Origin of the sequence: Luteolibacter sp. (genome assembly GCF_039920825.1) — a bacterium.
GTDB lineage: Bacteria > Verrucomicrobiota > Verrucomicrobiia > Verrucomicrobiales > Akkermansiaceae > Luteolibacter.
Genome location: NZ_JBDSCX010000084.1, coordinates 90494 through 116109, shown reverse-complemented (window position 1 = coordinate 116109; position 25616 = coordinate 90494). Strand labels below are relative to the sequence as shown.

Here is a 25616-nt window from a genome sequence, read left to right as displayed (position 1 = left end):
ATTGTGTTCACGGCGAGCTTGGATGTTTCGATTAGAATTCCGCGTTGACGCCCACGGTCCAGATATTGGCGCTGGGGTAGGATTGTTCCGGCGAGTGATCCGAGGTTCCGCCGGTGGCGGACATCACGTAGCGCTCGTAAGCGGCGCTGGCCGAAAAAATCTCATTGAACTGATAGGAAATCTTGAGTCCTCCGCTAAAAGCGTTGAAAGCGGACAAGCGGTAGTCCGCAGAGTAATTGATTCCGCTGCCGTTAGGATCGGCCGCCGGAGTTCCGATTGGCAGGCCGTTGAGCGTATTGACAAAGAAATCGGCGGCATTCTGATGGTAAATCCGGAAGAAAGGCGTGAGCATGAGGTGCCCGGCGACAACCTGTCTCCATTCGACCTGCAGGGTCTCGGAGAAAATTCCGTAGTCGTCGTTAGAGAGTCTGACGACCACGTCGAGCGCTCCGTCGGCAGGCTCGAAATAACGGGTGCCTTCCAGTTGCAAAACCTGACGGAACCGGTGATCGGGACGATTTTCGCGGTAGATGTTGACCACGGGAACGTCGATGGTGCCACCCAGGCCGTCCGGGATGGTCACGATTTCGTTCCGCTGGACGACCTTATAAGGGTCGTTGAGGTAGCCGTCGTTGTATCCCAAGGTGAGATTCGCGGAAATGATCGTGTCTTTGTCGATGATTTGGCTGACACCGGTAAACAAGTCGTAGCCATTCTTCTCATGATTGCCCAAGCCCGGGACTTTGACGGAATCGTCCAGATAATTGATACCATAGGAGAGCGTCGTGTTTTTCTGATTCAACTCCAGCTTGTCGCTCAAGGCGTAGCCACGCGAGTCATAGTCGTCCTCGGTGCTTTTTGAAATTTCCAGCTCAACCCGATGGTCGCCGAACTGACGTGAGATCGCCCCGAGAATCCCGGTGCGGACGTCTTCCACATCGGAAAGATAAGGCTGGGAGCTGCCCGGCAAGGCCCCGGTGGGAGACGCTCCGCTGATCGCGTCGTTGAGCCATTGGAAACGGAACGAAGTGGCGTCGTTGATATCGATTTCGCCCCGGACATAGTGGGATTCCACCTTGATCCGATCGCTGTCCTCCTGATAGAGCTGATAGCCGTAGTCGTAGGTCTGCGGCATGATCTCCGCCTGCGTTTGCACGGCGGGACCGATGATGGAAGCTAGGAAAAGCGGGTGGCGCGGACTCATGGAAATCAAGATTTTCAATGGAACATCGGCATCCGCCTTCGTTTCAATGAATTCTAAATAGCCTGAAGGTCTCCCGGATGCAAAGCGCCGATGGTTTCAATGTGGTTACTTTCCGACATTCGCCAACGCATCAAGGGGCCAGGCGGACGCATAGGCGGTAGAATTTGCGCGGCCCGGTGGCGTTGGCGGTGTAAGTGACCGTCTGATCGTTCCCGGCGATGTCGGTATAGCCGGAGACTGGAGTCCAAGCTGTCGCGTCGAGGCTGTCGGCGGAGGTGAGGGTGTAGCGGCGGGTGAGGCCGGAATAGCCGGCTCCGGTGGCCAGCTTGGCGATGAAAGTCAGGGAAATCTGATTTCCTGATAGAGCGGCGGTGGGCGAAGGCGACGGGTTACCGGCCAACGGGAGGAGCCCGAAAGTATATTCCTGATCATTGGTCAGTCCGTCGCCATCGGGATCGGCATCGGGTCCCGAAACGAGAGGATCAGCTTGTTGCCCAGGAGTGAACTGGTTGTTCTGCCAGAGAGTGAACGGGCTGGATGTGGTTACGGTGGCTGTGGCGGCGTTCGAGTCGGCGGTGCCCGCCGCATTGGTCGCGCGGACCCAGTAGGTGGTGCTGGAAGTCAGCGCCGATGTGGTGAGGGTGGTCCCGGTGGCTCCGGATACGGGGTTGGTGGTGACTCCAGCGGTTCCGCGGTACCACTGGAAGGTGGGCGAGGTGCCGTTGGCCGCGACGTTGAACGTCGCGGTGGAGCCGCTGCCGACGGTGACGGGAGACGGCTGGGTGGTGATGGTGGGAGCAATCCGGATGGTGATGGTGGCGGTGTTGGAATCATCCGATCCCAGCTCGTTGGTGCCGCGGGCCCAGTAGTTGGCATTTGCCGTTAGAGCCGGAGTGGTGAATGTGGCCGAGGTCGCACCAGACACCGGGTTGGTGGTGACGCCCGCCGACCCGCGATACCACTGGATGGATGGCGACGTACCGGAGAACGCAACAGTTAGAGTGGTTGTCGCCCCGCTGTTGATGGTTTTTGAAACCGGTTGGGTGGTGACGACGGGCGGCGTGCTTTCGATCAGGGTCTGGATCATATTCGCCAGTTGCGTCTGGAACTTTGCCGACGGATGCATGTTGTCCCAGAAGACGTATTTCGGTCCCGGACCGGAATTCAGGCTCGGCGTTACGAGGTCGGTGAGGGCATCGATGTTGTATCCATTGACGAGATGTTGGACGAGACCGTAGTTGGTCGGATTTGCCAGAACGTCCTCGAAGAAGGTGAACGTATCCGGCAGAAAAAGTGTTAGCCCGGTCTTGGTGGCGGCGTAAGCCTTCATTTCGGTTTTGAACGCCGCGTTGAACTGGACGGCTCTGCTACGGATGAAATTGCTGTCGGATGCGGGGAGGTTGTAATAGGGGACGACTGAGATATCCACGGCATTGGGCATCACCAGGGTTCGGACTCCCTTGTTATAAAGTTTGTTGATGGCATCCTTGTGCCGTGCGATGGAAGCATCGATGAATGCGGTCCATGCGGGCTTGTCGCTGTTATCGTAGGGCGGAGAGTTCGTTTGGGAGAACTCCACGAAATCCGCGTTGGCACACCACACGATGAACAACGCCGTCGCGACATTGCTGGGAGCGGTGAACGCGTCGATGTTATCCTTAAGCTCCCCGCTGTCTTGGCCGAAGTAGGATTTGTTCCGGGACGCGACATAGGTTAGTCCCTGCGAATCGGCGAGGTCCTCGATGAAAACAGGACCGTTGCAGTAGCGGTTGCCGTAATAATAGGGGGCGAGGGCGGGCGGGGGATTGTTGTCCGTCGTCGTGCAGACGCCATCGCCGAAGGCGTAAAGCGAGCTGTAAGCGACGGCTCGCGGAGCTGTTAAATTTAATAAAATAGCGGCCGCCAGCAGGGATATGCCTGATTGAATCGCGCTCATGGTCCAATTTTTTAAATTAAAGCCCTGCTTGACTATCGCGGGCCGCGGAATTATCAATTTTTATTTAGAATCCGCAACGGTTTATTGTCAGCGGGCCTCCCCAGGTTAGAAAAATCTCCGGCACAGCGGGGAGTTTTGTGTCCTTCCGGCAGAAAAATGTGTAGTTGAAGCCAATGACTTTCCTTAAGAAAACTTTAATTGTTCTGCTAACAGGGACGCCGTCAGTCCTGATGGCCAATGGTTTTCGGTTGGTGAGCCAGGACGCATTCGCCGCAGCACGCGGCGAGGCCTTCGTTGCCACGGCGGACAATGCGTCCGCCGTTCATTACAACCCCGCCGGCCTGACCCAGCTTGAGGGGGACAACGTCCGCTCGGGAATCTACGCGCTGCATTTCGAACCCACCTATCAGGCGCCCGCCGGATCGGTGAATGCCGGCAAGGAGTATGAAATTGAGAACCCGAATGCGTTCGCTCCCCAACTTTATTACGCTTATGGACTCGAGAATTCCCCCGTTACCCTGGGCCTCGGCGTCTATGCTCCTAACGGGGCCAGCGTTGCCTGGCCGCAGGGCACCGGTTTCCGGGCGGTGGCGATCGAGGGGGATCTGACCTATCTCCGCGTGAATCCGGTGGTCGCCGTGGAAATTCTTCCCGGGCTTTCGTTAGCAGGTGGGGTCATGATCGATTATGGAGACATCGCCTTGGAGCAAGGGTTGCTTCGCACGGAATCCCCGTTTGCGAATTCGTTCCGTTTCGAAGGCGATGACTATGCAGTGGGATACAATTTGGGACTGCTTTGGAAAATCAACGAGCAGTGGGCGTTCGGCGCCACCTACCGGAGTGCCGTCACCATGGGATTCAAGGGTGAAACGCAGATCGAACAGCAACCGGTCATCTCGCCCACCACAGTGCCGGCGGAGGTGGAATTCGAGTTTCCCTACACGGCGGTGTTCGGAGTTTCCTATCGGCCGACGAAGAAGTGGAACATCGAGGCGAATGCCGATTACTCAAACTGGAGTTGCATGGACACGGTGACGATCCGTCAGGCGCAGGTTCCGCCGTTTCCGGTTCAGCAGGACATCCCCGTGAACCTCGATTTCGAGGACAGCTGGATTTATAAATTCGGAGTCACCCGTTATTTTGATAATGGCTGGTACGGCAGCGCGGGCTATCTCTATAACGAAAATTCGGTGTCTTCGAAATACTACAGTCCGACCGTGGCGGATCTGGACCGTCAGTTTGTCACTCTCGGCATCGGCCGTGAGTGGGGGCGCTACAAGATGGATGCCGCCTTTCAGTTGGGATTCGCGGAGGACCGGAAAATTTCCGGCAGCACTCCCGGCTCGACTCCGGGCAAGTTCGTGGGGCAAACTGCCGACGGCACCTATGGTTTCAGCAGCCATGCCCTGCTGTTGTCATTGAGTGTGAAATTCTGATCAGCCCGTTGTCCGCAGGCCGGAGGCGATGGCGTTGATGGAGAGCAGGAGTTTCGGCAGCAACGCGTCGGCTTTTTCGGTTTGTTCGCTGGCGACGTGGCCGCGCCATTCGCGGAGTAGGGCGATTTGTTGCTGATGCAGCACGCGCAGAGGAGCCTCGCGGATCTCCAAGGTCTTGGCCATGCGCGGGCGGCGGGCTTTCATTTCGCCGTCGAAGAGTTCTGCTAACAGCAACCGGGTACGTTCGAATTCCGCAACGATCTGGCCGAGGAATTTGTCCCTCAGTTCCACATCTTCCACCAGCCCGGCATAGGCTTGCATTAGTTCCAGATTGGCCGAAGCCAGATTGGTTTCCACGTTGGTGAGGACATAGCTCATGAACGTCGATTTCGGCAGTGCCTCCTTGAATCTTGCGAAGCCCGCCGGATCTGCCTTCTTGAGTGCTTCGAGTCCGGATCCGACGCCGAACCAACCGGGCAGATAGAAACGGGCCTGGGTCCAGGAAAATACCCACGGGATGGCGCGGAGGTCGCTGATGGAGAATCCCTTCTTGCCGGTGCGGCGGGCGGGACGCGAGCCGATGCGCGAGTTTTCCAAGGCGTCGATGACGGTGGCCTGGCGGTAGAACTCGATGAATCCATCGGCCTTGAGAAATTTCTGGTAGGCCGTCTGACTGGATTCTCCGAGCCGCGCCATGAATTCCTGACACGGATCTTCCGCCGGTGGCAGATGGCGATGGTGTGCTGTAGTAACCGCCGCACCGGCTAACAGCAATTCGAGGTTATAAGTGGCGTTGGCGAGATTGGCGTATTTCTGGGCGATCGTTTCGCCCTGCTCGGTCATGCGGAAGCCGCCGCTCATCGCGCCGTTGGGGAGCGCGGCCATGAACCAATGTGTCGGACCCGCGCCACGGGAAATCGTGCCGCCGCGGCCGTGGAAAAAGCACAGGCTCACCTTGTTGTCCTTGCCGACCTTGGTGAGAGCGATTTGCGCCCGCTGCAGGGCGAACTGCGCGGCGAGGATGCCGCAGTCCTTGTTCGAATCCGAGTAACCCAGCATCACCTGCTGGCCGGCGGTTTTTCCTTCCGGTGTCCGCGCCGCGTGCGAGCGGCGGGTGAGGGGGTGTTCCAGATACGCTTGCAGGATTCCCGGCGAGCGGTCGAGGTCGTCCATCGTTTCGAACAACGGCACGACTTCAAGCGGGCAGACCAGTCCATCCGGCGTCAGGTCCATCAGCCCGGCCTCGCGGGCGAGCAGGAAGACTCCTAACAAATCCGAGAGCTGGCGGGTCATGGAGACGATCAGCGCTCCGAGTCCCTCGGTGCCCCAGTGACGGCGGTGACGGACCAGCACGCGATAGGTATCGAGCACGTCGTCCGCCTCGGTGCCGACGCGAACGTCGTCATGGAGAAACGGGCGGGTCGATTTCAATTCGGCGTTGAGCAAGGCGAGGCGTTTTTCCTCCGGCCAGTCTATGTAGTTCGCTCCATCCTCGATTCCCGCGGCGGCTAACAACTGACTGATCGCCTTGTCATGGAATTCCGAATTCTGGCGGACATCGAGCGTTGCAAGGTGGAATCCGAAAATCTCCAGCTTGTGGCGCAGCGGACGTATCGCATCCTCTTCGATCATGTGGCAACCGGCGGCGGCGAGCGTGCGGGAAAGCAGGTTCAGGTCGTCTGCGAGGCAGGCGGTGTTCCGATAGCCCGGCTTGCCCTTGATTTGTTCGCGAAGACGCAGCGCCATGAGCGCGGCCATTTGGCGCCACGGCTCTTCCTCGTGTCGGTCGAGAATCTTGAGAACACTATCAGGCGCATCCACGATTTTCGCCAAGTGGTCGATCCGGGCCTGGAGCTCGTCCGGCACTGGTGTTAGATAGCGGGAAAGCGTGAGCTGCGAGGAAAGATCCAGCAATTCCCGCTCCAGCAGCTTGAAAGCCGATTGGCGCAGTTCCTCCAGCGTCTTTTCTGTCACGTCCGGGGTGACCAACGGATGTCCGTCGCGGTCGCCGCCGATCCATGTGCCGAAAAGCAGACGCGGGATGTTTCCCGCCGAGCGGAGCAAATCCAACGGCAGCCCGGCATCGCGCCAGGCTTCGGTGAAATGCAGATCCAGCCGGTTGATGGCTGTTGGGAAAAGATCACGCAGATAGTGAGTGGCGTTGCGCAGCTCGCTGGAAATATCCGGCCGGACCAGATGAATCTCCGCCGTGCGCCAGAGCGTTTCCAAAGTCGTGACCACCCGCTCGCGGATGCGCCGGCGTTCGCGATCCGTGTATTTCGGATACTCGTTGCGGACCATTTCCGCGTAGAGTGCGCGGTGTCGCTCGCGGATGCTGGAGCGCTTCGCCTCCGTCGGGTGGGCGGTCAAGACCGGCTCGACCTTCACATCCTGCAGCACTTCCAAAATCTGTTCCGGCGTCAGCCCGATCGCCCGCAGATCGCGCAGCGCTTGCGGCCACAGCCCGCGGATCGACTCCGCGCCCAGCGCTTTTTCCCGCTCCCGCCGGATTTCCGCGGCCACGCGCTCCTCCACCATGTTCAGAAGCTGGAACCCGATCGAGTAAAGCTGCGGCAGCCCTTCCGGCGCGGCCCCGGCTTTCGGCTCGCGCCCGGACCATGGCAGATACGGCAGCAATTCCGTCGCGCCGGTGCTCACCAAAGCCTCTTCCAAACAACTCAGCAAATACTTGAGTTGCTCATCGATGAGATCAAATCCTTCCAGCCGAAGCTGCTCGCGGGTGGGGTGGGTGGCCGATTCTGTCATGCGTGCGTCTTTTTAAGCACGATCCAAGCCGAAACCGGAAGGGCAAATCACTTTCCCGCCGTCGTCCGCCGGATGCCGCATCTATAAGGTTTGCCGGAATCGTTTGCCGAAACTTGTTCCCGGTGATGAGCCTCGTTTCGCTGTCCGGAGTTCAATCTTTAGATTGCCTCTTCAAGAGCACGGTAAACCGTGAACTCCGGACCGCTGTCGGGTGGCCCACGTCCAAGTGGGTTCCGGCAATGACTTTTGGCAAAAGTCCTAGGGGAGATGCGGCCGGGAAAAACGCAATTTCGCGTGGAAATCCCGCCAAGCCGGTCGCGCGAGGCGGCCTACCGCGCCCCGATGGGTGAAATTGATCTCCGCGGCAAAATGGGAAGGGTAACTCCATTTCCGGATCATCCAGCCGGAGAAATCGTCACGCTCTCCATAACCCTTTCCAAATCAATCCTGTCCATCCTAGGACCGGTTTACCCGAAGTGCCGACCGGATGACCCGAAACCCCGACCGGACGGCTGCGCGGCCCGTCCGTTTCATCCGCCCGGCGCGCGCGGCGGAAACCGCGTGCCTGGCAGAAGTTGGGAAATAGCCCACCGCGCTGCCACCCTCTTCAAGTTCGACGATCTGGCGGCAGGCGGCCACGCGGATTTCCCAACCCGCCCGCCAAACACTCCGCCAAACACTCCGCCAACCGGCGTGATATCTGATATTACTCCGTCTCCCGACCTCTCGCGTATCCGATTCATCCAAGAAACCGGACGATTCTTGCAATCCACTCACCCGGAGATCCTCCGAGGTGCATTTTCCCCAAGCTTGCCTCATCCAACCTGACTCGATATCGTCCGCGACAGACAGAACTCACTGTTCGCTGAAGAAAATGAAGACTCGGGAGCCGCTGCTAGTGACGCTGAAGCGGGGTTCACGCGTGATTCCGGTTGGCATGATCCACCTACCACGGGCGGCAGCGTCGGCGGCGTTCGGGCACCCGCTGGGTTTAAGCCGTGATCGCTCCTCCGACCGGTTTGCGCCTTGCCCCGCGACGGATTCCCCGCTAATTCTCCGGTCCCCCGGTTCTGGAATCCCTAACGCGAACAAGTCGTGCGTGGCAATGGCGGATGACGTCCCTCGTTCGCTTCGCTCTGTGAGTCCTGCGCCGCCGTGCCACCACATCTAACGTTGCAGAAAAATCAGATGCTGAAGCTAGGAGAGATTGTTGAATTGCTCGTCACAACCGCAATGATCGTCGTACTCGGCGTCATCGTGTTTTTTTCCAGCGCCCACGGTGCCAGAGGGCTTGCTGAGATTTATGGAGATACCGCCCAGTTTCGCTTGGCTACCTTGCTTGCGATTACGGCGTTTCGTTGGACTCCATTCCTTTTCGGCGGGTTGCTGCTGGGCTACCTCTGGCTGCGCTTTCAGGCCTCGGAATGTCGTTGGGCGGCGTGTTGCGCCTTGAGCATCGCCGCACTTACCACGGCCTTGGTTCTCTACGGACTCGTGGTGCCATTTGCGAACACGACATTCAGAATGGGTAATCACTGAAACAAGACAGGAGACAGGGCTTTCGTCACGGGAGCATGTTTGCCGGCAAGGTTCCGCCCGGCCGGACTGGCGGGAGAAACTACAGGCTTGGACATTCCCGCCGGGGTGGGCTAGCACAGCCGCGTGAATGCATGGCAACCGGCGGTCGATGTGGTGAAAAGCTGTCTCAAGGCGGGTGTGGGCGAGTTCGTCGTCTGCGCCGGGGCCAGAAATGCGGCGCTTTTGGAAGCGCTTGCCCGTGCCGAAGCCGCCGGGCTCGTCCGGGTGTGGCGGCATTTTGAGGAGCGCAGCGCCGGATTTTTCGCCCTCGGCCGCACGATGGAAACCAACAGGCCCTGCGCGGTCATCACCACCAGCGGCACGGCGGCGGCGGAACTGTTGCCGGCAGTCATCGAGGCCTTTTACCAAGCCCGCCCGCTGGTCGCGATCACTGCGGACCGCCCCGCGGAATATCGCGGAACGGGAGCGCCGCAATCCATCGAGCAGCCGGGGATTTTCGGAAATCACGCGTGGCAGGGGACTTTCGCGGATTGGGATGGGAAACAACCGCTCCATCTGAATGTCGAGTTCGAGGAAGCGTTCGAGCCGGGCGATGAGAATTTTTCCCGCGAAAAACTCGGCGATTTCACCCCTGTGAAGGATCGTCTCGATGTCGCCGCGCTCGCCCGCTGGCTGCGTGAGGAGCACTACAAGGGCATCGTCGTCCTCGTCGGCGGACTGGAGCCGGACGAACGCGAGGACGTGTTCCACTTTTGCAGCGATCTCGGTGTGCCGCTTGTGGCCGAAGCGACCAGCGGCCTGCGCGAGGCACTTGAAGGTCTGGCGATTCACGATGCGGACCGGGTGTTGAAATCCCGCCCACCGGGAAAAATCCTCCGTCTCGGCGAAGTCCCGAGCGGTCGCTTCTGGCGGGATCTCGAAGACCTGCCGGAAATCTCCATCTGGTCGGTCTGCCGTAACGGCCTCCCGGGCCTCGCCCGCGAATCCAATGTCCTACCGGGCCGGCTGGATCGCGTGCTGCCGGCGCTCGGTGAAATCGCCCTCGCCGAGGATGCGCTCGATTACCTTCCCGGAGCCGCCAGTCGCGCAACCCGCATCGACGAACTGTTGGAAATTTACCCCGATAGCGAACCCGCCCTGCTCCGTACGCTTTCCCATTACGCCTCCATCGGCGGCGGGCTTTTTCTCGGCAACAGCATGCCCATCCGCGAGTGGAATCTCTTTGCTCAATGGAACCGCCCGGTCCCGTCCGTTCGCGCCAACCGCGGCGCCAACGGCATCGACGGCCAGGTCAGCACTTGGCTCGGCTGGTCCGCCGATGTCAGCGAAACCTGGGCCGTCCTCGGCGATCTCACCGCGCTCTACGACCTCGCCGCCCCATTTGTCCTCGAACAAATCACCTGCCAGGGCCGGGTCCTCGCCGTCATCAACAACGGTGGCGGAAAAATCTTCGAACGCCTTCCGCGCCTGCAAACCATGAGCCCGCGCGCCGCCGAGTGGATGACCAACCCGCAAACCGCGGACCTCTCCGGCCTAGCCACCCTCTGGAACATGAACCACCTCCGCATCCGCACCGTTGATGATTTCGACAAGTTCGAATCCGGCGAAAAAACCCAGCTGCTGGAAATCGTCCCCGACGCCGCCCAAACCACCGCCTTCTGGGCCGCTTGGGACCGCATCGCCCATTGAGAAAACGAAATCCTTCCCTTGCCAAGTCCGGCAAGGCCCGTTACGCATTCCGCCTCAGCGCAAGCGCACTGGTCCCGTGGTCCAATGGATAGGACGATGGCCTCCGAAGCCGTAGGTAGTGGTTCGATTCCACTCGGGACCACCAATTGTAACTAATTTGGAGCGCGGAATCCAGAGCCTGCGCTAGCAGGCATTTTAAAAATGGCGAAGCCCTGACCGGATGGCCCCTAGGCAATTTATTCCGCACGGTCAGGCATCGAGATTTCGCGCTCCAATTACAGAGTCACGTTGTTTCCGAGATCCGGGATGAGACGCTTTTTTGAAAATAGAAGGGGCCGGAGGAAACCCATTACCTCCGGCCCCAGCGAATTCTGCCGAATTCACCCAAGAAACTATCAAGGAGAGATCAATTCCACGCGGTAGAACGCCTTCTTGTCCGGAGGAACCGGTGTGCCATCGGTGTAGCTTGTCGAGGTGGCCGCCCCCGGCGACGCAGTCAGGGAATTGGCGATTTTGGTCCAACCCGCGAGGTCGTAGCTCCGCCACACGTTGAAACTCGTGCCTGCCAAGCTGGGCCAGGTGATCGTGAAGCCATCTCCCGGATTCGCATCGGTTGTCAGCGCGACGAAGCGCGAGCTTCCGCTGTTAGGAATCAGGCCGAGGCGGTATTCGGTCAGGTTGTTAGTGCCGTCATGATCGTAGTCATCGGTCGCGGTCTGGCTCAGATTGCCGAAGTAAGTAGTTTCCCAAATGTCAGGAAGACCGTCGCTATCGGTATCTCCGGAACCGCCGCTAAACAGAAACTGCCCCGGTGTGCGGGCGATGTCGCTGATGCGGATTTCATCGACCACTCCCGCGAAGCCGTCGGTGCTGCCATCTTTTCCTTCATTCCCGATGGTGAAGTCCGGGCTGCCAACGAGGAGGTCGTTGGTCAGCTGCCCGGAGAAGACCTCGTTGGCCTCGGTGCGCGACGAATCTAGCAGGGTCCAATACAATTTCAGGTTGTTCGCCGTGGCTTCGCTGCCGTTATAAGTTGCCGCCACATGATACCATCCGCCTTGGGCGATTGCATCGGGATCGCCGCTTGTTGGCAAAGCGACGGAAAGCGACTGGATGCCAGCTCCTCCGCCGTGGAGGTTGATGAACTCGAGCCTTGGCGTGGTGGCGCCGACATTGCCGGGGCCTCCGATCGGAACGAGCCGGAATTGCCAGACTCGTGTCGGCTCCGCATCAGATTCGCCGGTCACAATTTGCATCGCGTTCGCGGGTACCGCGGCAACAGTGGGATCGAAATCGATCCTCACGATCCCTTCGAACGTGAACGCACCGTCTCCCCCCGCATAGGTGATGGTGGTGTCATCTCCGGTACCGCTCACCAGGGTTTTTGCGGAGAGCGCGCCGCCCGTGTTCGTGTTGCGGCCCAAGGACGTGTTCAGTCCGGTGCCGAAGCCCGCGAGCGATGGCTGCCACAGCCTGCCGTTCGCATTGAGCACTGCCATGGGAACCGGTGCGGTCCCCACGTCACCGGCGGTCTGGTCCACTTCATTCAGGTGCCAGAGATGCAAGGTGTGGCTGTCTGGAGTGTAAGGCTTGAAGGCTTCGGAAATGTCGGGGATGCCGTCACCATCGATATCGGTCGGAGTCGATGCCGATAAGGTCGGATTCGAGCCGGCGTTCTGCTCCTGCAGGTTTGTGCTGCCGTCCAAGTCCGGGTTGCCCGAGGCCACTTCGTCGAGATCGTTGAAGTAAAACATTTCCCACGAATCGATCAGTCCGTCCGCATCCAGGTCCGTTGGTTTTTCCGCGGTAGCCGGATTCGTGCCTGCGGTTTCCTCCTGCTCGTTGGTGTAACCGTCGCCATCCGGGTCGCCCGTGCCGTCCTGTTTCGCGAGCACCGTGGCCCGGCTTTCTCCGCTCACGAAGAAGTAGTAGGCTTCCCAGCCGTCGATGAGGCCATCGGCGTCGCTATCGGGCGAGGAAAGGTATTGGCTTGGATTGGTCCCGAGGGCGTATTCCTCGGCGTTGGTATAGAGGTCGCCATCCGGATCGTCGCCGGCGGCGGAACTGAGGTCGCCCAGGAAGGTATATTCCCAGCCGTCACTCAGCGTGTCCGTATCGGTATCCGGGAAGCTCGTGTTGCTGTTAGGGTTGGTGCCCGCGGTTTCCTCTTCCTCGTTGGTATTGAAATCGGTGTCGGCATCTTCCGTGCCGGTATGGCTCAGGTTGCCGAAATTGGTCATTTCCCACGAGTCCGCCAACTGGTCACCATCGACGTCGCCGGGAACGGAGTCGATATTGTTAGGATTTGAACCGGCGTTGAATTCCGCCAGATTGGAGAACGTGTCCTGGTCGGGATCACCGGCAGCGGTCTCCGAAAGGTTGCCAAAATTCGCGTTTTCCCAATAGTCCGGCAGGCCGTCGGGTTCGGTGTCTAGCGACGGGTCGAAGAAGATGAATTGGCCGGCGGTGCGGGCGACCTTGCTGATGCGCACCTCGTCCAGCAGGCCTCCCAGCGGTTCTTGACCGAGGTTGCCGGTGGCGCGGCCCTCGTTGCCGAGCACCAGGACGGCGTCATCGTTGACGTCAACGGTTTCCACCGTGTTGGTGCCGATTTGATTCGCGGCCGTGACCGTTGGATCGACCTTGGTCCAATAGAAGCGGAGCGTGGTGCCGTCGTAGGTCAGTGCCGCATGGAACCATTGGTTGGCGACAAAGCCGTGGGTGCCGGTGGTGGGAATGGCGATGACCGCGCCGGCTGGGGTGGTGCCGATGGCATTGAACTCGAGCTGGCCAGCGGTATTGATGCGGAACTGGAATCCACGGTCGGCGGTGGCGCCGTTGTTGTCGGTGCAGATGATCTCACGGTTAGAGCCGGTGATGGCGGGCACGTTGACCATCGCTTCCAGAGTGAAGGCATTGCCAGTCCCATAGATGGTGGAGTGGTCGAGCATTTGGTCCGGCCCCACCGGAGCATAGTCGCCGGGACGGAAGGCACCGTTATTATCAGCGTCCACGCCGAGGCAGGAGTCGCTGGTGACGGAGGCCGCGTTGCCAAAGCCGCTGAAGCTGCCGCTGCCGAGCACGTTGGTGAGGACAGGTTGGTTGATGGTGTCACCCGCATAGGGATTACCCTTCACCGAGAGGGCGGCCCTGCCGGTCGAGCCTGCATTGGCGGCGGAGCTTCCGCCCGCGAGCTCGTTGAAATGGTAGAGGTAGCTGGTGTCGGCGTCGGCTGACACATAGGGAGCCACCCCCGCGTGGAGAGTGGGGACTAACAGGCCGGAGCTGAATGCCATGGCCAGGAAGGGGTTTTTTTGGATTTTCATTTCTTTAGGATTTTTGGGTCTTGGGTTTGAAGAGAAGCTGGTTCGTGGGAAAACCATCGGCTCGGGCGATTCCGGATTTTGTGTTAGATCCTGAATCGGAGCAAACTAGCGGTGTGGCTCCGGCACATTCAATGAAATGTGGCGTGCTCACACGAAACGGGGATGCGTGCCATTCCCCATTCGTGAGGTTAAACCGGAGGACGCGGCAGGCTTGAGGTCATCCCCCTTTCGTGTGATTCTTCGATTGCCGCCTTGCGTCGGTCTGCCGGTTGCACCCTAGAATCGGGACAAAGCTATCCCACGGCCACACGAGATGAGGAACTTCGATCAATCATTTCCCGGCCGCGATGAATCCATTCCCCCCGACGGGATCTGTCCGGCTTTCCGGATCCGTTCACTGATGTTATTGTTAGCGCTTACTATTTCGCCGCTCCTGAGTGGAATCCTCGTGGCGAATGCGGAACTCCGGCCCTACGAGGCTGACGAACACACCCTGCAACTCTGGCATCTCAATGAAGGCGCGCCGCCCTTCAAGAATGCCGTAAAAGACGGAATCTCACTCCGCAGCATGCACAACGGAGCGGTGGCCGGCGAACAGGGCTTTCCCGGACTTGGACGCGCGGTTTCCTTCAACCATCACACCGGGGGGATTCCGGGCACTCCATCCCTTGCGGGTGGGATTGTCACCTTGGCCTCTGGGCTAGCCAACGGGATCGAGGACAACGCGCCGAAAGGCTTCCGGTTCCAAGGAGAGGACGGCGCATTCACTTACGAAGCGATGCTGAAGTTCGACAAGCTCCCGTTGGAGGCGCCATCGATCGCGCTGGATATCGTGACTATGGACGGCGAGGCGAACGAGCGGGTTTTCAGTTTCCGTGTGGAGAGGGAGGGATTCCTGTCGTTTTCGCCTCTTCAGGACAGCGGTGCGGTGGGTGGTGCGATCGCCTCGATCCCCACGGACGGACCTAACGCCATCAACAAGAAAGATTGGTTCCATGTCGCCGTCTCCTACGACGGGCGCGCCGGAGTTCCCGGTGCCCTCCAGCTCTATTGGACCCGGCTCGATCGCGACAGGGAATCCGCCAATCGGATCGGTGTCGGCACGCTCTCGAAAAACCTCGGTCCGAAGACCGGTGATTTCGCGATCGGTAACGAGGCGCGAAATCATCTCCCTACCAATGCCGAGGCGGAGCCTTTTCCGGGATTGATCGACGAGATCCGCATCAGCTCGGTCGCCAGGCATCCTAACGACTTTCTCTTCGTGGCTCCAAGGGCGCGCGCCACGAACTATGCCAGTGAACGCCCGGCCCCTGGATCCGACGCCGGGTCTTTCCACCTGCGTCTAACCGGAATCGGAGTCGATGGGGAACCGGTTTCCGAAATACCTCCGGCCGGAACTCCACTGAGCCTCAGGCCGGGTCTGCACAGGTTGGATTTTGAAATCGGCGCCGGGTCTAACTTTTTCGAAAGGCCGGTCCAGTTGCGCTGCCAGTTGGCGGGATTCAACGAGCACTGGCAGGAGAGCGTCCTCGGCATGAGTTTGACATTCGAGTTCCTCGACGCGGAATCAAAGCCGATCTCCCAAGCCCAGTTCAACATGACCGGGAGCAGCCCCGGTTGGGGAACCGGCTTTACCGACTCCACCTTCACGCAGCGGCGCGAGGTTCTCTACTCGCCTGAAAAGGTGCGATATCTCCGCGTGACCTTGAGCTCCGGTGCCCCGGATACCAGCGGCTGCCTGGGGATTGACGATCTCAACCTGATCCGCCCGGACCAACCGGGAGTTTCGCTTTGGAAAAATGGCAACTTTGAAAAAGGCTCAAGCGGTATTTTCCCGATGCGGGCTCCGGAGGGATGGGTCCGGGGAGGTGCGGAGCCCGCCATCGCACTCACCGCCCGGCGCGAGGAATCATCGATCCTAAGCCTCATCGATGGAGATCAGTCAATGGGTGGCAAGTGGACCTGCGTCCAAGACCTCGACGCCGGAAAAGCCGGAGGACGGACCTTGATCGTGACATGGCGCGAGGCCTACAACGTGATCACGGGCAACCAGCAGCGCGCGACTTTCCTCAATGTTCCCCCGGGTCAATATACCTTCCGCGCCATCGGAATGACCGAGGATAAGAATCCGGAATCGTCGGACCTCTCGGCCAAGATCGTCGTGCGTCCCCACCTTTGGCAGATGGGGTGGTTCTGGCCCGCGGTCACGGGCTGCGTGATCTCGCTCATCGCCGTCGCCGTGGTTCGCGAACGCAACAGGCGCAACCGACGGCGTTTGCGCGAACTTGCATTTCAGACCGCTCTGGAACGCGACCGTACGCGCATCGCGCGCGACATGCACGACGATCTAGGCACCCGCATCACGGTCCTCAACGTCGCCGCATCGCTCGCCAGCGGCGCGATGGATCACGATCCCGACAAGGCCCGCAAGCAACTCGACAAGATGTCCGTCTCCGCCAGGGAGCTTGTGGTTGCGATGGACGAGCTGGTGTGGGCCGTGGATCCCTCACGGGACAATCTCGACGAACTTGCCCTGAGGCTCACCCGGCATGCCGAGGAATTTTTCGAAGAAAGCGACATCCGCTGCCGTTTCGACATCCCATCCTCGCTTCCGACCCGCCCTATCAGCTCGGATTTCCGGCACAATGTCTCGATGGCCGTGCGCGAGGCCATGCACAACATCCTGAAGCACGCCGGCCCGTGCGAGGTCACTTTGACGGTGCGCTTCGAGGGAGAAACACTAAGCATTGACGTCCGGGACAACGGCAGGGGGTTTGCCGGAGATTCCACTGGAGAAGGTCACGGGCTCGGAAACTTCAAAGGCCGGCTCGCCGACATTGGCGGAACCTGTGAAATCACATCCTCGTCCGGCGGCGGGACTCATGTTAGTTTTCGTTGTCCGGTGCCGAAAGACTCCAAACTCTATCTCTTATGATCGAAAATCCTATAACCATTGCCGTTGTGGAAGACGACGCCGCCCTCCGCGACAGTTTGGTCGATATCATCGAAACCTCTCAGCGTTGGAAATTCGTCGCCGCGTTTCCTGATGGAGAATCCGCATTTGAAGTGCTTGCCAAGTCGCCTACCCGCCTGGTCCTCATGGACATCCAGTTGCCGGGTATGTCAGGCATCGAGTGCGTCGAGAAACTAGCAGTCTGCCAACCCGACATGCAGATTTTAATGGTGACGGTCTATGACAACAACGACCGGATTTACGATGCCCTCGCTGCCGGTGCTTCCGGATATCTGCTCAAGCGCGACATCCCCACCAAGCTCCTTGCGGTACTCGAGGATCTCGTCGCAGGGGGATCCCCGATGTCCAGCGCCATCGCCCGCAAGGTGGTGCGGCACTTCAAGAAGGACTCGCAGCACAAGAACGAGGATCTGAATCTCACTGCCAGGGAAACACAGATCCTCGACCTGTTGGCGAAGGGTTCGCTTTACAAGGAGATCGCCTGGGACCTCGGAATCGGTGTCGAAACCGTGCGCACCCACCTCCACAAGATTTATGGCAAGCTTCACGTCCGCACCCGAACTGAAGCCGTCGTTAAATATCTCGGGCGTGGCCAAGGCGGAACTCACCAAAGCTGAGACTCGGATCCTCGTCGACGGTACCACGCTCTGCCTGAAAATGCGATTCGCGCCTCCCTGGAAGAACCTCCCCCCTTACTGGGCTTACTTCACAGGTGGCGCGAAAAGGATAGGGATCTATCGCAAATTACATCTGGGTTTACAGTCGGCAGCGACGGTTCCTACCACGGGCAAAGTCCAACGGATTTTATAAACTGCAAGTGATGTTTTTAGCCAAATCCCCGAAAATGGGGGTATTTCGGGCTATATTTCCAGTTCGGAGGTCGTGGCGAATGTCTTTTCGTTCGGATAGGTGATTAGGAAATCCGCAGGGGTGTAATGCAACCCTATGCAATAAGTATAACTGATCTCTTGCAGGTCAGTGCTTTCCAAGGCTCTCGGCATAACTCAGCCCGAGCATCAATCCGCGTAATTCCGCGAGCCCGCGCATCCGGCCGATGCAGGAGTAGCCGGGAGTGATACCGACGGGTTTCGGCAGGTCGTCCATCATCGTGTGACCGTGGTCGGGGCGCAGCGGGAGCTGCCAATCATTTCGTCCCGCGGCGTGGCGGCGATCCTGTTCATCGAGCAAATTTCTAACGACTGATGGCATGTCCACCGATCCGGCGAGGTGATCCGCTTCGTAAAACGATCCGTCGGGCAGCCGCTGCGTGCTGCGCAAGTGGACGGCGTGAATGCGCGGGGCGAAATTTGCAACCATCTCGGGCAGGTCGTTGTCCGCTCGCGCGCTGAACGAACCGGTGCAAAAGCAAAGCCCGTTTGCCGAGCTGTCCGCCATTTTGAAAATCGCCTCGACGTCATTCGCGGTTGAGACGATGCGCGGCAGACCGAGCACGGAGAAGGGCGGATCATCGGGATGAATCGCCATCCGCATTCCTAACTCATCCGCCACGGGAATGACGGCTTGGAGAAAACGCGCGAGGTTGGCTCTCAGTCCGTCGGTGTCCATGCCGTCGTAACGGGCCAGCATCGCCCGGATGTCATCGAGCGACAGCGCCCATTTCACGCCGGGAAACACATCGATGATCGATCTAACGAATGCATCCTGGGCAGCCTCATCCATGCTTTTCCACCAGACTGCGGCGCGTTCCAACTGCTCCGCCGTGTAATCCGCTTCGCCTCCGGCACGTTCCAGCGCGTGGATTTCAAACGCGGCAAAGCGCACCGGATCGTAGTGCATGCTCATCGAGCCGTCCGGCATCGGCCAGCGCATGTCGGTGCGCACCCAATCGAGCACCGGCATGAAATTGTAGATGACGGTGTGGATTCCCTCCGCCGCCAGATAGCGCAGCGTGTTGTTATAGTTTGCGAAAAGCCGCTGCAGATCGCCGCGCCCGGTCTTGATGTCCTCATGCACCGGCACCGATTCCACGGCGGTCCAGCGCAGTCCGGCGGCCTCGATCATTTCCTTCCGCTCGCGGATCGCCTCTCGCGGCCAGACCTCGCCGTAGGGAATCTGATGGAGAGCCGTAAAAACCGCAGTCGCTCCCGCCTGACGAATGAACGCCAGCGGCACCGGATCTTCCGGCCCGAACCAGCGGAAGCCTTCTTCTAGCAGGAGCGGATGATTCATATTCAGACTCCGGAAAACGCGACGAATCCGCCATCCACCGGGAGAATGGTGCCTGTCACGAACTGCGAGGCATCTGCGAGCAGATAGTGGAGCGCGCCGAACAGTTCATCCGCGTTCCCGAAGCGGCCGAATGGCGTGTTGGCGACGATGGTGTTGCCACGATCCGTTAGCGATCCGTCCTCGTTGGTGAGAAGGCGGCGGTTTTGCTCGCCAAGGAAAAACCCGGGCATGATCGCGTTCACCCGGACCTTGCCGCCGGTGCGGCGGGCCATGTCCACGGCGAGCCAGCGGGTGAAATTCTCCACGCCCGCCTTTGCCGCCGAGTAGCCGACGACGCGCGTCACCGCATTCGGCGCGGAGACCGAGGAGTAGTTGATGATGGAGCCACGGCCGCCTTCGATCATCGCGGGAGTGAAGACCAGCGAAGGCAGGACAGTGCCGTGCAGATTAAGATCCACGACCTGTTGGAAGGATTCGAAATCGAGATCGGAAAAACTCTTGTCCGGCGGGATCGTCGCGCCCGGCATGTTGCCGCCCGCACCATTGAGCAGGCCGTCGATGCGGCCCCACTTTTTCAACACGATGTCTCGCGCGCGCTCCAGTGCCGTGCGGTCGAGCACGTCGGCGACGAGGCCGATGCACTCGGCGTCCGGAGTGATGGCGTGGCATTTGGCCAGCGCGGTATCCAGTTTGTCCTGGCTGCGGCCGAGGTAAACGATCCGCGCGCCTTGGGCTGCGAGATAATCGGCGGCAGAGCCTGCGAGTGCTCCGGTCGCTCCGGTGATGAGATAAACTCGTTCGGTGATGTCGAATAGTGGGGTCATGAGGTAAAATTGTTATGATGCCGGCGGGCCAAGATGGGAGGGTTTTAAACCGCTGAGGTCGATCACGATCTTGTCGAAAACCTCGATGCTGCCTCCCGGCGGAATGGTTTTTGAAGGAATGCCATGGACTGCCCGGGACCATCACGTCCCTGGGTGTTCGTGGCAATAACCCGGCTGCATTAGTCCTTTAAATCCACGCCGACGTGCTTCGCCCATTTCATCCACTCGTCGGTGAGCTCCTTGACGAGTTCGGGCTTTTCCTTGGCGAGGTTGTTCTGCTCGGCGCGGTCGGTTTTCAGGTCGTAGAGTTCCCATGTCGGCGGGGTCGGCATGCGTTTGCCCCAAGTGAGTTTCCAATCGCCCTTGCGCAGGCCGCGGGCTTCCTGATGTTCGAAGCCAAGGACGCGTTCCGGCAGGTGGCCGCCGGTGAAAGTCGGGTTCAGCGGGATGCCTTCCAACGGGATCACCGCCTGTCCGCCGCGTTCCTTGGGAGGCGTGATTTCAGCGGCTGATAGAACGGTGGGCATGATGTCCATGATGTCGGTGGTATCCGTCACCCATTGGTTCTTGCCGGTTTTCCCGGCGGGCCAGCGGACGATCAACGGGCTGGAAATGCCGCCTTCGTGACAGAAATGTTTGTAGAGGGTGAGCGGAGTGTTGCCGAGGTTTGCCCAGCCGGAACCGTAGGACGAATGCGTGCCGGCTTGGCCGATTTTCTCCAGCTCGTCGCCGGTGTGCAGGATGGTGGTGCCCTTGCGCGACTCGCCGTCGAAACCGAACGGACCCCATTCATAACAAGCGCCGTTGTCTGATAGGAAAAACACCAGCGTGTTTTCCGTCTCGCCGTTCTTGTCCAAATCCGCGAGCACCTTGCCCACGCCGTCATCGACATGTTCCACCATCGCCGAGAAGGTGGCCATGCGGCGGGCGAGATCCTCGCGGCGGTCTTCCGGCAGCGAATCCCACGCCGGGTTCTGCTTGCCGGAGAAGCCGTTGGCGATTTCCTCCCCGTCCACCGGCACCATCGAGCGCGGCGGCAGTTTCATGTCGGCGGGAAACATCCCGAGCTTTTTCATCCGTTCCAACCGCTCGGCGCGCAAAACGTCCCAACCTTTTCGATAGGTGGCCATGTTTTTGTCGATGTCCGCCTTCGGGGCATGCAGCGGGAAATGCGGCGAGGTGTAGGAGAGATAACAGAACCAAGGCTTGTCCTTTTGCTCGCGCGCCTGTTTGAGGAACTCCAGCGCGTAGTCGGTGAAAACATCTGTCACGTAGAATTTGCCATTCGCGGCGGTGATCTCCGGCTTTTTCCCTTCCGGCAGTCGGGCGTAAACCTTGGGATCCCATTGGCCCTCGGAGTGGGAAAGCATGTCCTTGATGCCGTAGAAATTCTCGAACCCGCGATCGATCGGCCCGGGATAGCCCATGTGCCACTTGCCGACCATCCAGGTCGAGTAGCCGTTGTCCTTGAGGACTTCTGCTAGAGTGACCGCGTTCGGCAGGAGGTGGCCGGTGTAGGCCGGGCCTTTTCCTGCTTCCGGTTTCGCCGTGGCGAAGGAACCGATGCCCGCCTGGTGCGGGTTCAGCCCGGTGACGAGCGCGGCTCGCGACGGACAACAGCGGGCCGAGTTGTAGCACGTCGTGTAGCGCAGTCCTTGGCTGGCGAGCTTGTCGATGTTAGGCGTCGGGATTTCCCCGCCGTAGCAGCCGAGGTCGGAGAATCCGAGATCGTCGGCGAGGATGAGCAGGACGTTCGGAGCCTTGGCTTGGCTGGTGGAAATAGCGGCCAGCGAAATGGCGGACAATAACAGCGGACGAAAAAAAAGGATCATGGAAGTCGGAGTGGTGCCGGAAATCAGGATGAGTGGCGACCGATTGCTACCCTGTCGGATGTTCGGCGGAAAGCACCCCGTCTGAGGGGGAGACGCTTCATGGCTTCCCTGTTTCGTTCCAGTAAATCACGAGGTTCTTGGTGGCGCGGCCGGAAGCAATGATGTCGAGCTTGCCGTCACCGTCCAGATCGGCGGTCTTCATGTCTTCACAGGCCATCGTGTTGTCGGCGATGGTCGCGTGCAGCTTCCAATTTCCACCGTCGTCTGACGTGGGAACGTAAAGCCGGATGCCGACTTTTTTTCCGTCCTTGGTCGGTTCGCGCCAACCGACGGCAATCTGATCCGACCCCGTGCCAAGAAAATCTCCAGTCGCCACCGCATGGCCTTGGTTCAGCGTATCATCGGCGACGACGCGCGTGGCGAACGCCTTCTCCCGCTCCGGATAGATCGCGAGTTGGTTTCCGTGCATCGGCTCGACGGTCGCGATGAACCGCTTGCCATCCGGGAGTTTTCCAAGCTTCACCTCGCCTGCACCTTGGTTAGTTAAACGGGTGGCGCTCCAAGTTTCCCCGCTCTGAGCGAGCAAATGCACGCCTTCCTTTTCCGCGACTAACAAACTCTCGCCCTTGTCGCCGGGGTTCCATGTCACCGCTTGGAAATTGTGCGCCATGTGGAATCCCTGATGAATGAGGAACGTCTTCCATTCCGCAGCCGGATCCTTCGACGGCCAATAGCCGAGAAACTTGATGCCCTCTCCCTCGCCGTTCTTATTACCAAGTCCGTGCAGCGGCAGGATCGCGAGAAACGAACGGCCATCCGCGCCGCGGACCCAGTTCATCCGATGCGCCGTCGGCTCGCGATGTTGCTCTTTGGATTGCCAGAGCTGCGTCGGATCGGTCGGCGGATGGAGTGAAAAAACCGCGCCGCTGTTCACCGTGTCGCTCGGCTCCCAATTTCCTCCCGCCGCGACCTCCGCCTTGCCATCGCCATCGATGTCGCCCGCGACGATGCACACATGATCCTTCTCCGTGAGATTGCCGGTCATCTTGTGCTTTTCCCAACCCGGATTCCGATACCAATCCGTCTCCTTGGCATCGGCGAGCACGATGTCCGGCTTGCCATCGCCATCCACATCGGAAATCGACACGCCGTAGCCGATCCCGAGTTTGTCATCGATCGTCACCGCCCGGAATTTCGCAGGCGGGGCTTCCGGGAGTGCCGCAGCGGGCAGGACGAGAACGAAAAGAAGTGCTGGGGTTTTCACGCCGATGACTACGCGCCCAGCACCCGGGAGCCATCAAATGAATTTTTTTGCAGGAAATTGTCCGACCCGTGGGTATTCCTCGGCATGACGAAATTGAAGACGCTCATCGCACTCGCGGCCGCGCTGGTTTTGCCGGTCGTGGGTCAGGAAATCCCGAAGGTGTTGGCCATTGGTGCCGACCTGCCGAATTTCTCGCTGCCGGGCACCGACGGGAAAACCTACACCCCGGCTGATTTCAGGGACTCCAAGGTCCTCTGCATCATTTTCACCAGCAACCATTGCCCGGACGCCGTGGCCGCCGCCGCCCGCACCGAGCAGATTTACCAGGACTATAAAGACAAGGGCGTCGCGCTCGTCGCCGTGAACGGCAACAACCCCGGCAGCCTCACTCCTGACGAGCTCGGCTACTCGCCGTTCAGCGACTCGTTCGAGGAAATGACTCCCTTCGCCAAGGATTTCGGCTGGACCTTTCCCTACCTCTACGACGGCGAAAAACAGGAATTCGTCACCGTCTGCGGAGGCCAATCCACCCCTCACGTCTTCCTCTTCGATGCCGATCGCAAGCTCCGCTACACCGGCCGCATGGACGACGCCGGCCGCAATTCCGGCAATGTCGACAAGAGCTACCTCCGCGACGCCCTCGACGCCGTCATCGCCGGCACCGCCGTGAAAGAACCCGTCACCCGCTCCTTCGGCTGCTCGACCAAGTGGCTCTTCAAGAAAGCCAACGTCGCGGCCGACCAAGGCTCATGGGAAAAGCGTCCCGTCACGGTCTCCGACCTCAACGAGGAAATTTCCAAGAAGATCCGCGCCAACGACTCGAAGAACCTCCGCCTCGTCAATTTCTGGTCCACCACCTGCGGCCCCTGCGTGAAGGAATTCCCCGCCCTCATCGACGCCGGCCGTCGTTTCCAAACCCGCCCGCTGGAATTCATTTCCATCAGCCTCGATCCCGCCGAACAACGCCCCGCCGTTTCCAAGTTCCTGGAATCCCGCCACGCCGCCATTCCCGATTCCGTCGCCAAGTCCCTCGCGGAAACCGGCCTCCCCTCCAACAACTATCAGTGGACCGGCGGCAACCCCGACACCATGGCCCAGGCCATCGACTCGGAATGGTCCGGCGCCCTCCCTCACACCGTCCTCATCGCCCCCGGCGGCAAGATCCTCTGGCGCCACACCGGCGACATCGACATCGTCGAAGTGAGACGGCAGATCCTCAAAGGCTTCCAATAAAGAGCCCCGACACTTTCCCCCCCCGAAAACCACCCACGCCCCGCGACCGCAAGGTCCCGGGGCGTTTTCTTGTCCAAATGGAGCGGCGTCCCTGTGAGTAACGGGGGGCTAAACCATTTGCCAAAATAGAATGCCGAAACTTGTTCGCGTTGAGGGGTTCCTTTCCGCTGCCCGGAGTTCAAGGTTCACCTTGTCTTCGAGAAGAGCACGCTAAAGACGTGAACTCCGGACAGCCTCTCGTTGGCGCAGGCCTGAGGGAGCTTCGGCGATGACTTCTGGCAACCGGGCTAACGGCGAATCGGCCCGGCTTCTCCCGTTTCGGAGCCTCTCTCCAACAGAATGCCGAAATGATCACTCGACACAACGCTCCCGAATACCTCTAACATGCATGGTGGATTTTCGGAAACCTCCGCGACCACATCCTAACACTGATAAACCAATACCACATGGCCATCAAATACAGCCTCATCGAGAACCTGCTCACCCCAGACCCGAATGACTACTACGCCCAGATCCAGCTCACCGGCCGCGCCGGGAAAGAAGAACTCGCCAACCGCATGCTCTCGCTCGGCTCCACCGTCACCAAGGCCGACCTCCTCGCCGTCATCACCCTGATGGACGAAGCCGTCGAGGCCCTCGTCCTGGAAGGCTACCGCGTCGACCTCGCCGGCATCGTCGATATCTATCCGCGTTTGCAGGGCGTCTTCAACGGCCCCGGCGACGGCTTCGAGAGATCCCGCCACACCCTCGGCGTCACCGCCAATCCGTCCCCCGGGTTCATCTCCCGCATCCGTAAGGACGCCCGCGTGAGCAAGGAGGAAACCGTCAAGCCCATGCCCAACCCGCTCGATTTCCGCGATGCCGCCACCGGTAACAGCAACGGCACCATCACCCTCGGAAACATCGGCACCCTCAGCGGTTCCCGCCTCAAGTTCGATCCCTCCGCGCACGATGAAGGCGTGTTCTTCATCTCCAGCACCGGCGGCGCATCCACCAAGGTCGTCACCGTTTCCGCCAACAAGCCCGGCCAGCTCGTCTTTCTCAACCCCGCCGGCCTGGCCTCCGGCGAATACAGCCTGCAAGTCCGCTCGCGCCTCCGTGATTCCGCCGAAATTCGCTTCGGCACCTTGGATTCGGTGCTCAGCGTTCCCTAAACCCTAACCCGGAACCGTAGGGCTCGTGACCCGTGAGCCCATCGGCTCACGACCCGCGAGTCATGCGGCTCCCTCCCCATGAGTCGGATGGCTCCTAATTGCTGCCGAGTCTCTGCGCACTCGGACTCCATGGATGCACGCCCTCCACACGCGAGTCCGGTATGGCTTGAATTCTCCTGTTTTCTTTCCTCTTCCCACAGTCCCGTATTTTGTTAGTCTCCAGGTGACTCATGCCAGCCGCACGAAAAG

At 59.8% G+C, this 25616-nt stretch carries 15 protein-coding genes and 1 tRNA gene; 8 read left to right on the top strand and 8 right to left on the bottom strand.

Annotated elements, in window-relative coordinates; translation table 11 throughout:
- Positions 1–31 precede the first annotated feature (31 nt).
- Together ABIQ96_RS24435 and ABIQ96_RS24430 are read right to left on the bottom strand one after the other, a co-directional pair.
- The gene (locus tag ABIQ96_RS24435) at positions 32–1204 is read right to left on the bottom strand and encodes a DUF3570 domain-containing protein (RefSeq protein WP_348217277.1); all 1173 of its coding nucleotides are present in this window, start codon (positions 1202–1204) and stop codon (positions 32–34) included.
- Between the two features lie 130 nt (positions 1205–1334).
- A complete protein-coding gene (locus tag ABIQ96_RS24430; protein ID WP_348217276.1) occupies positions 1335–3140 on the bottom strand; it encodes an immunoglobulin domain-containing protein in 1806 nt (601 codons plus the stop codon).
- A gap of 173 nt (positions 3141–3313) precedes the next feature.
- Between ABIQ96_RS24430 and ABIQ96_RS24425 the strand changes: the two genes are divergently transcribed.
- Positions 3314–4576: an outer membrane protein transport protein gene (locus ABIQ96_RS24425; protein WP_348217275.1), complete on the top strand. Its 1263-nt coding sequence runs from the start codon at positions 3314–3316 to the stop codon at positions 4574–4576.
- On the opposite strand, the gene ABIQ96_RS24420 is transcribed toward ABIQ96_RS24425, so the two are convergent.
- The gene (locus ABIQ96_RS24420) at positions 4577–7342 is read right to left on the bottom strand and encodes a phosphoenolpyruvate carboxylase (protein WP_348217274.1); all 2766 of its coding nucleotides are present in this window, start codon (positions 7340–7342) and stop codon (positions 4577–4579) included. It lies immediately after the preceding gene.
- A 1155-nt stretch (positions 7343–8497) separates the two neighbouring features.
- Between ABIQ96_RS24420 and ABIQ96_RS24415 the strand changes: the two genes are divergently transcribed.
- The 3 genes from ABIQ96_RS24415 to ABIQ96_RS24405 all read left to right on the top strand — a co-directional run bounded on the left by ABIQ96_RS24415 (position 8498) and on the right by ABIQ96_RS24405 (position 10715).
- The gene (locus ABIQ96_RS24415) at positions 8498–8881 is read left to right on the top strand and encodes a hypothetical protein (protein ID WP_348217273.1); all 384 of its coding nucleotides are present in this window, start codon (positions 8498–8500) and stop codon (positions 8879–8881) included.
- Positions 8882–9004: 123 nt separating this feature from the next.
- Positions 9005–10570 (top strand): thiamine pyrophosphate-binding protein, encoded by a 1566-nt coding sequence (locus tag ABIQ96_RS24410; RefSeq protein ID WP_348217272.1) that lies wholly within the window; start codon positions 9005–9007, stop codon positions 10568–10570.
- A 70-nt stretch (positions 10571–10640) separates the two neighbouring features.
- A tRNA-Arg gene (locus tag ABIQ96_RS24405) sits at positions 10641–10715 on the top strand.
- Between the two features lie 250 nt (positions 10716–10965).
- Here ABIQ96_RS24405 and ABIQ96_RS24400 read toward each other — a convergent pair.
- Positions 10966–13896, bottom strand: a complete 2931-nt coding sequence (locus tag ABIQ96_RS24400) for a LamG domain-containing protein (protein ID WP_348217271.1) — start codon at positions 13894–13896, stop codon at positions 10966–10968.
- Between the two features lie 313 nt (positions 13897–14209).
- Between ABIQ96_RS24400 and ABIQ96_RS24395 the strand changes: the two genes are divergently transcribed.
- Positions 14210–16831, top strand: coding sequence for a histidine kinase (locus ABIQ96_RS24395; protein ID WP_348217270.1), 2622 nt, complete (start codon positions 14210–14212; stop codon positions 16829–16831).
- Positions 16828–17487, top strand: a complete 660-nt coding sequence (locus ABIQ96_RS24390) for a response regulator transcription factor (protein ID WP_348217269.1) — start codon at positions 16828–16830, stop codon at positions 17485–17487. The genes ABIQ96_RS24395 and ABIQ96_RS24390 overlap by 4 nt, the downstream gene beginning before the upstream one ends.
- A gap of 358 nt (positions 17488–17845) precedes the next feature.
- On the opposite strand, the gene uxuA is transcribed toward ABIQ96_RS24390, so the two are convergent.
- The 4 genes from uxuA to ABIQ96_RS24370 all read right to left on the bottom strand — a co-directional run bounded on the left by uxuA (position 17846) and on the right by ABIQ96_RS24370 (position 22980).
- A complete protein-coding gene (gene uxuA / locus ABIQ96_RS24385; protein WP_348217268.1) occupies positions 17846–19060 on the bottom strand; it encodes a mannonate dehydratase in 1215 nt (404 codons plus the stop codon).
- 2 nt (positions 19061–19062) lie between these two features.
- Entirely contained in the window at positions 19063–19884 is an 822-nt protein-coding gene (locus ABIQ96_RS24380) for an SDR family oxidoreductase (protein ID WP_348217267.1), read from the bottom strand.
- A gap of 179 nt (positions 19885–20063) precedes the next feature.
- The gene (locus ABIQ96_RS24375; RefSeq protein WP_348217266.1) at positions 20064–21716 is read right to left on the bottom strand and encodes an arylsulfatase; all 1653 of its coding nucleotides are present in this window, start codon (positions 21714–21716) and stop codon (positions 20064–20066) included.
- A 97-nt stretch (positions 21717–21813) separates the two neighbouring features.
- Entirely contained in the window at positions 21814–22980 is a 1167-nt protein-coding gene (locus ABIQ96_RS24370; RefSeq protein ID WP_348217265.1) for a VCBS repeat-containing protein, read from the bottom strand.
- Positions 22981–23064: 84 nt separating this feature from the next.
- Between ABIQ96_RS24370 and ABIQ96_RS24365 the strand changes: the two genes are divergently transcribed.
- Both ABIQ96_RS24365 and ABIQ96_RS24360 read left to right on the top strand, forming a co-directional pair.
- Entirely contained in the window at positions 23065–24213 is a 1149-nt protein-coding gene (locus ABIQ96_RS24365) for a redoxin family protein (RefSeq protein WP_348217264.1), read from the top strand.
- Between the two features lie 446 nt (positions 24214–24659).
- A complete protein-coding gene (locus tag ABIQ96_RS24360; RefSeq protein WP_348217263.1) occupies positions 24660–25367 on the top strand; it encodes a DNA-binding domain-containing protein in 708 nt (235 codons plus the stop codon).
- Positions 25368–25616 lie beyond the last annotated feature (249 nt).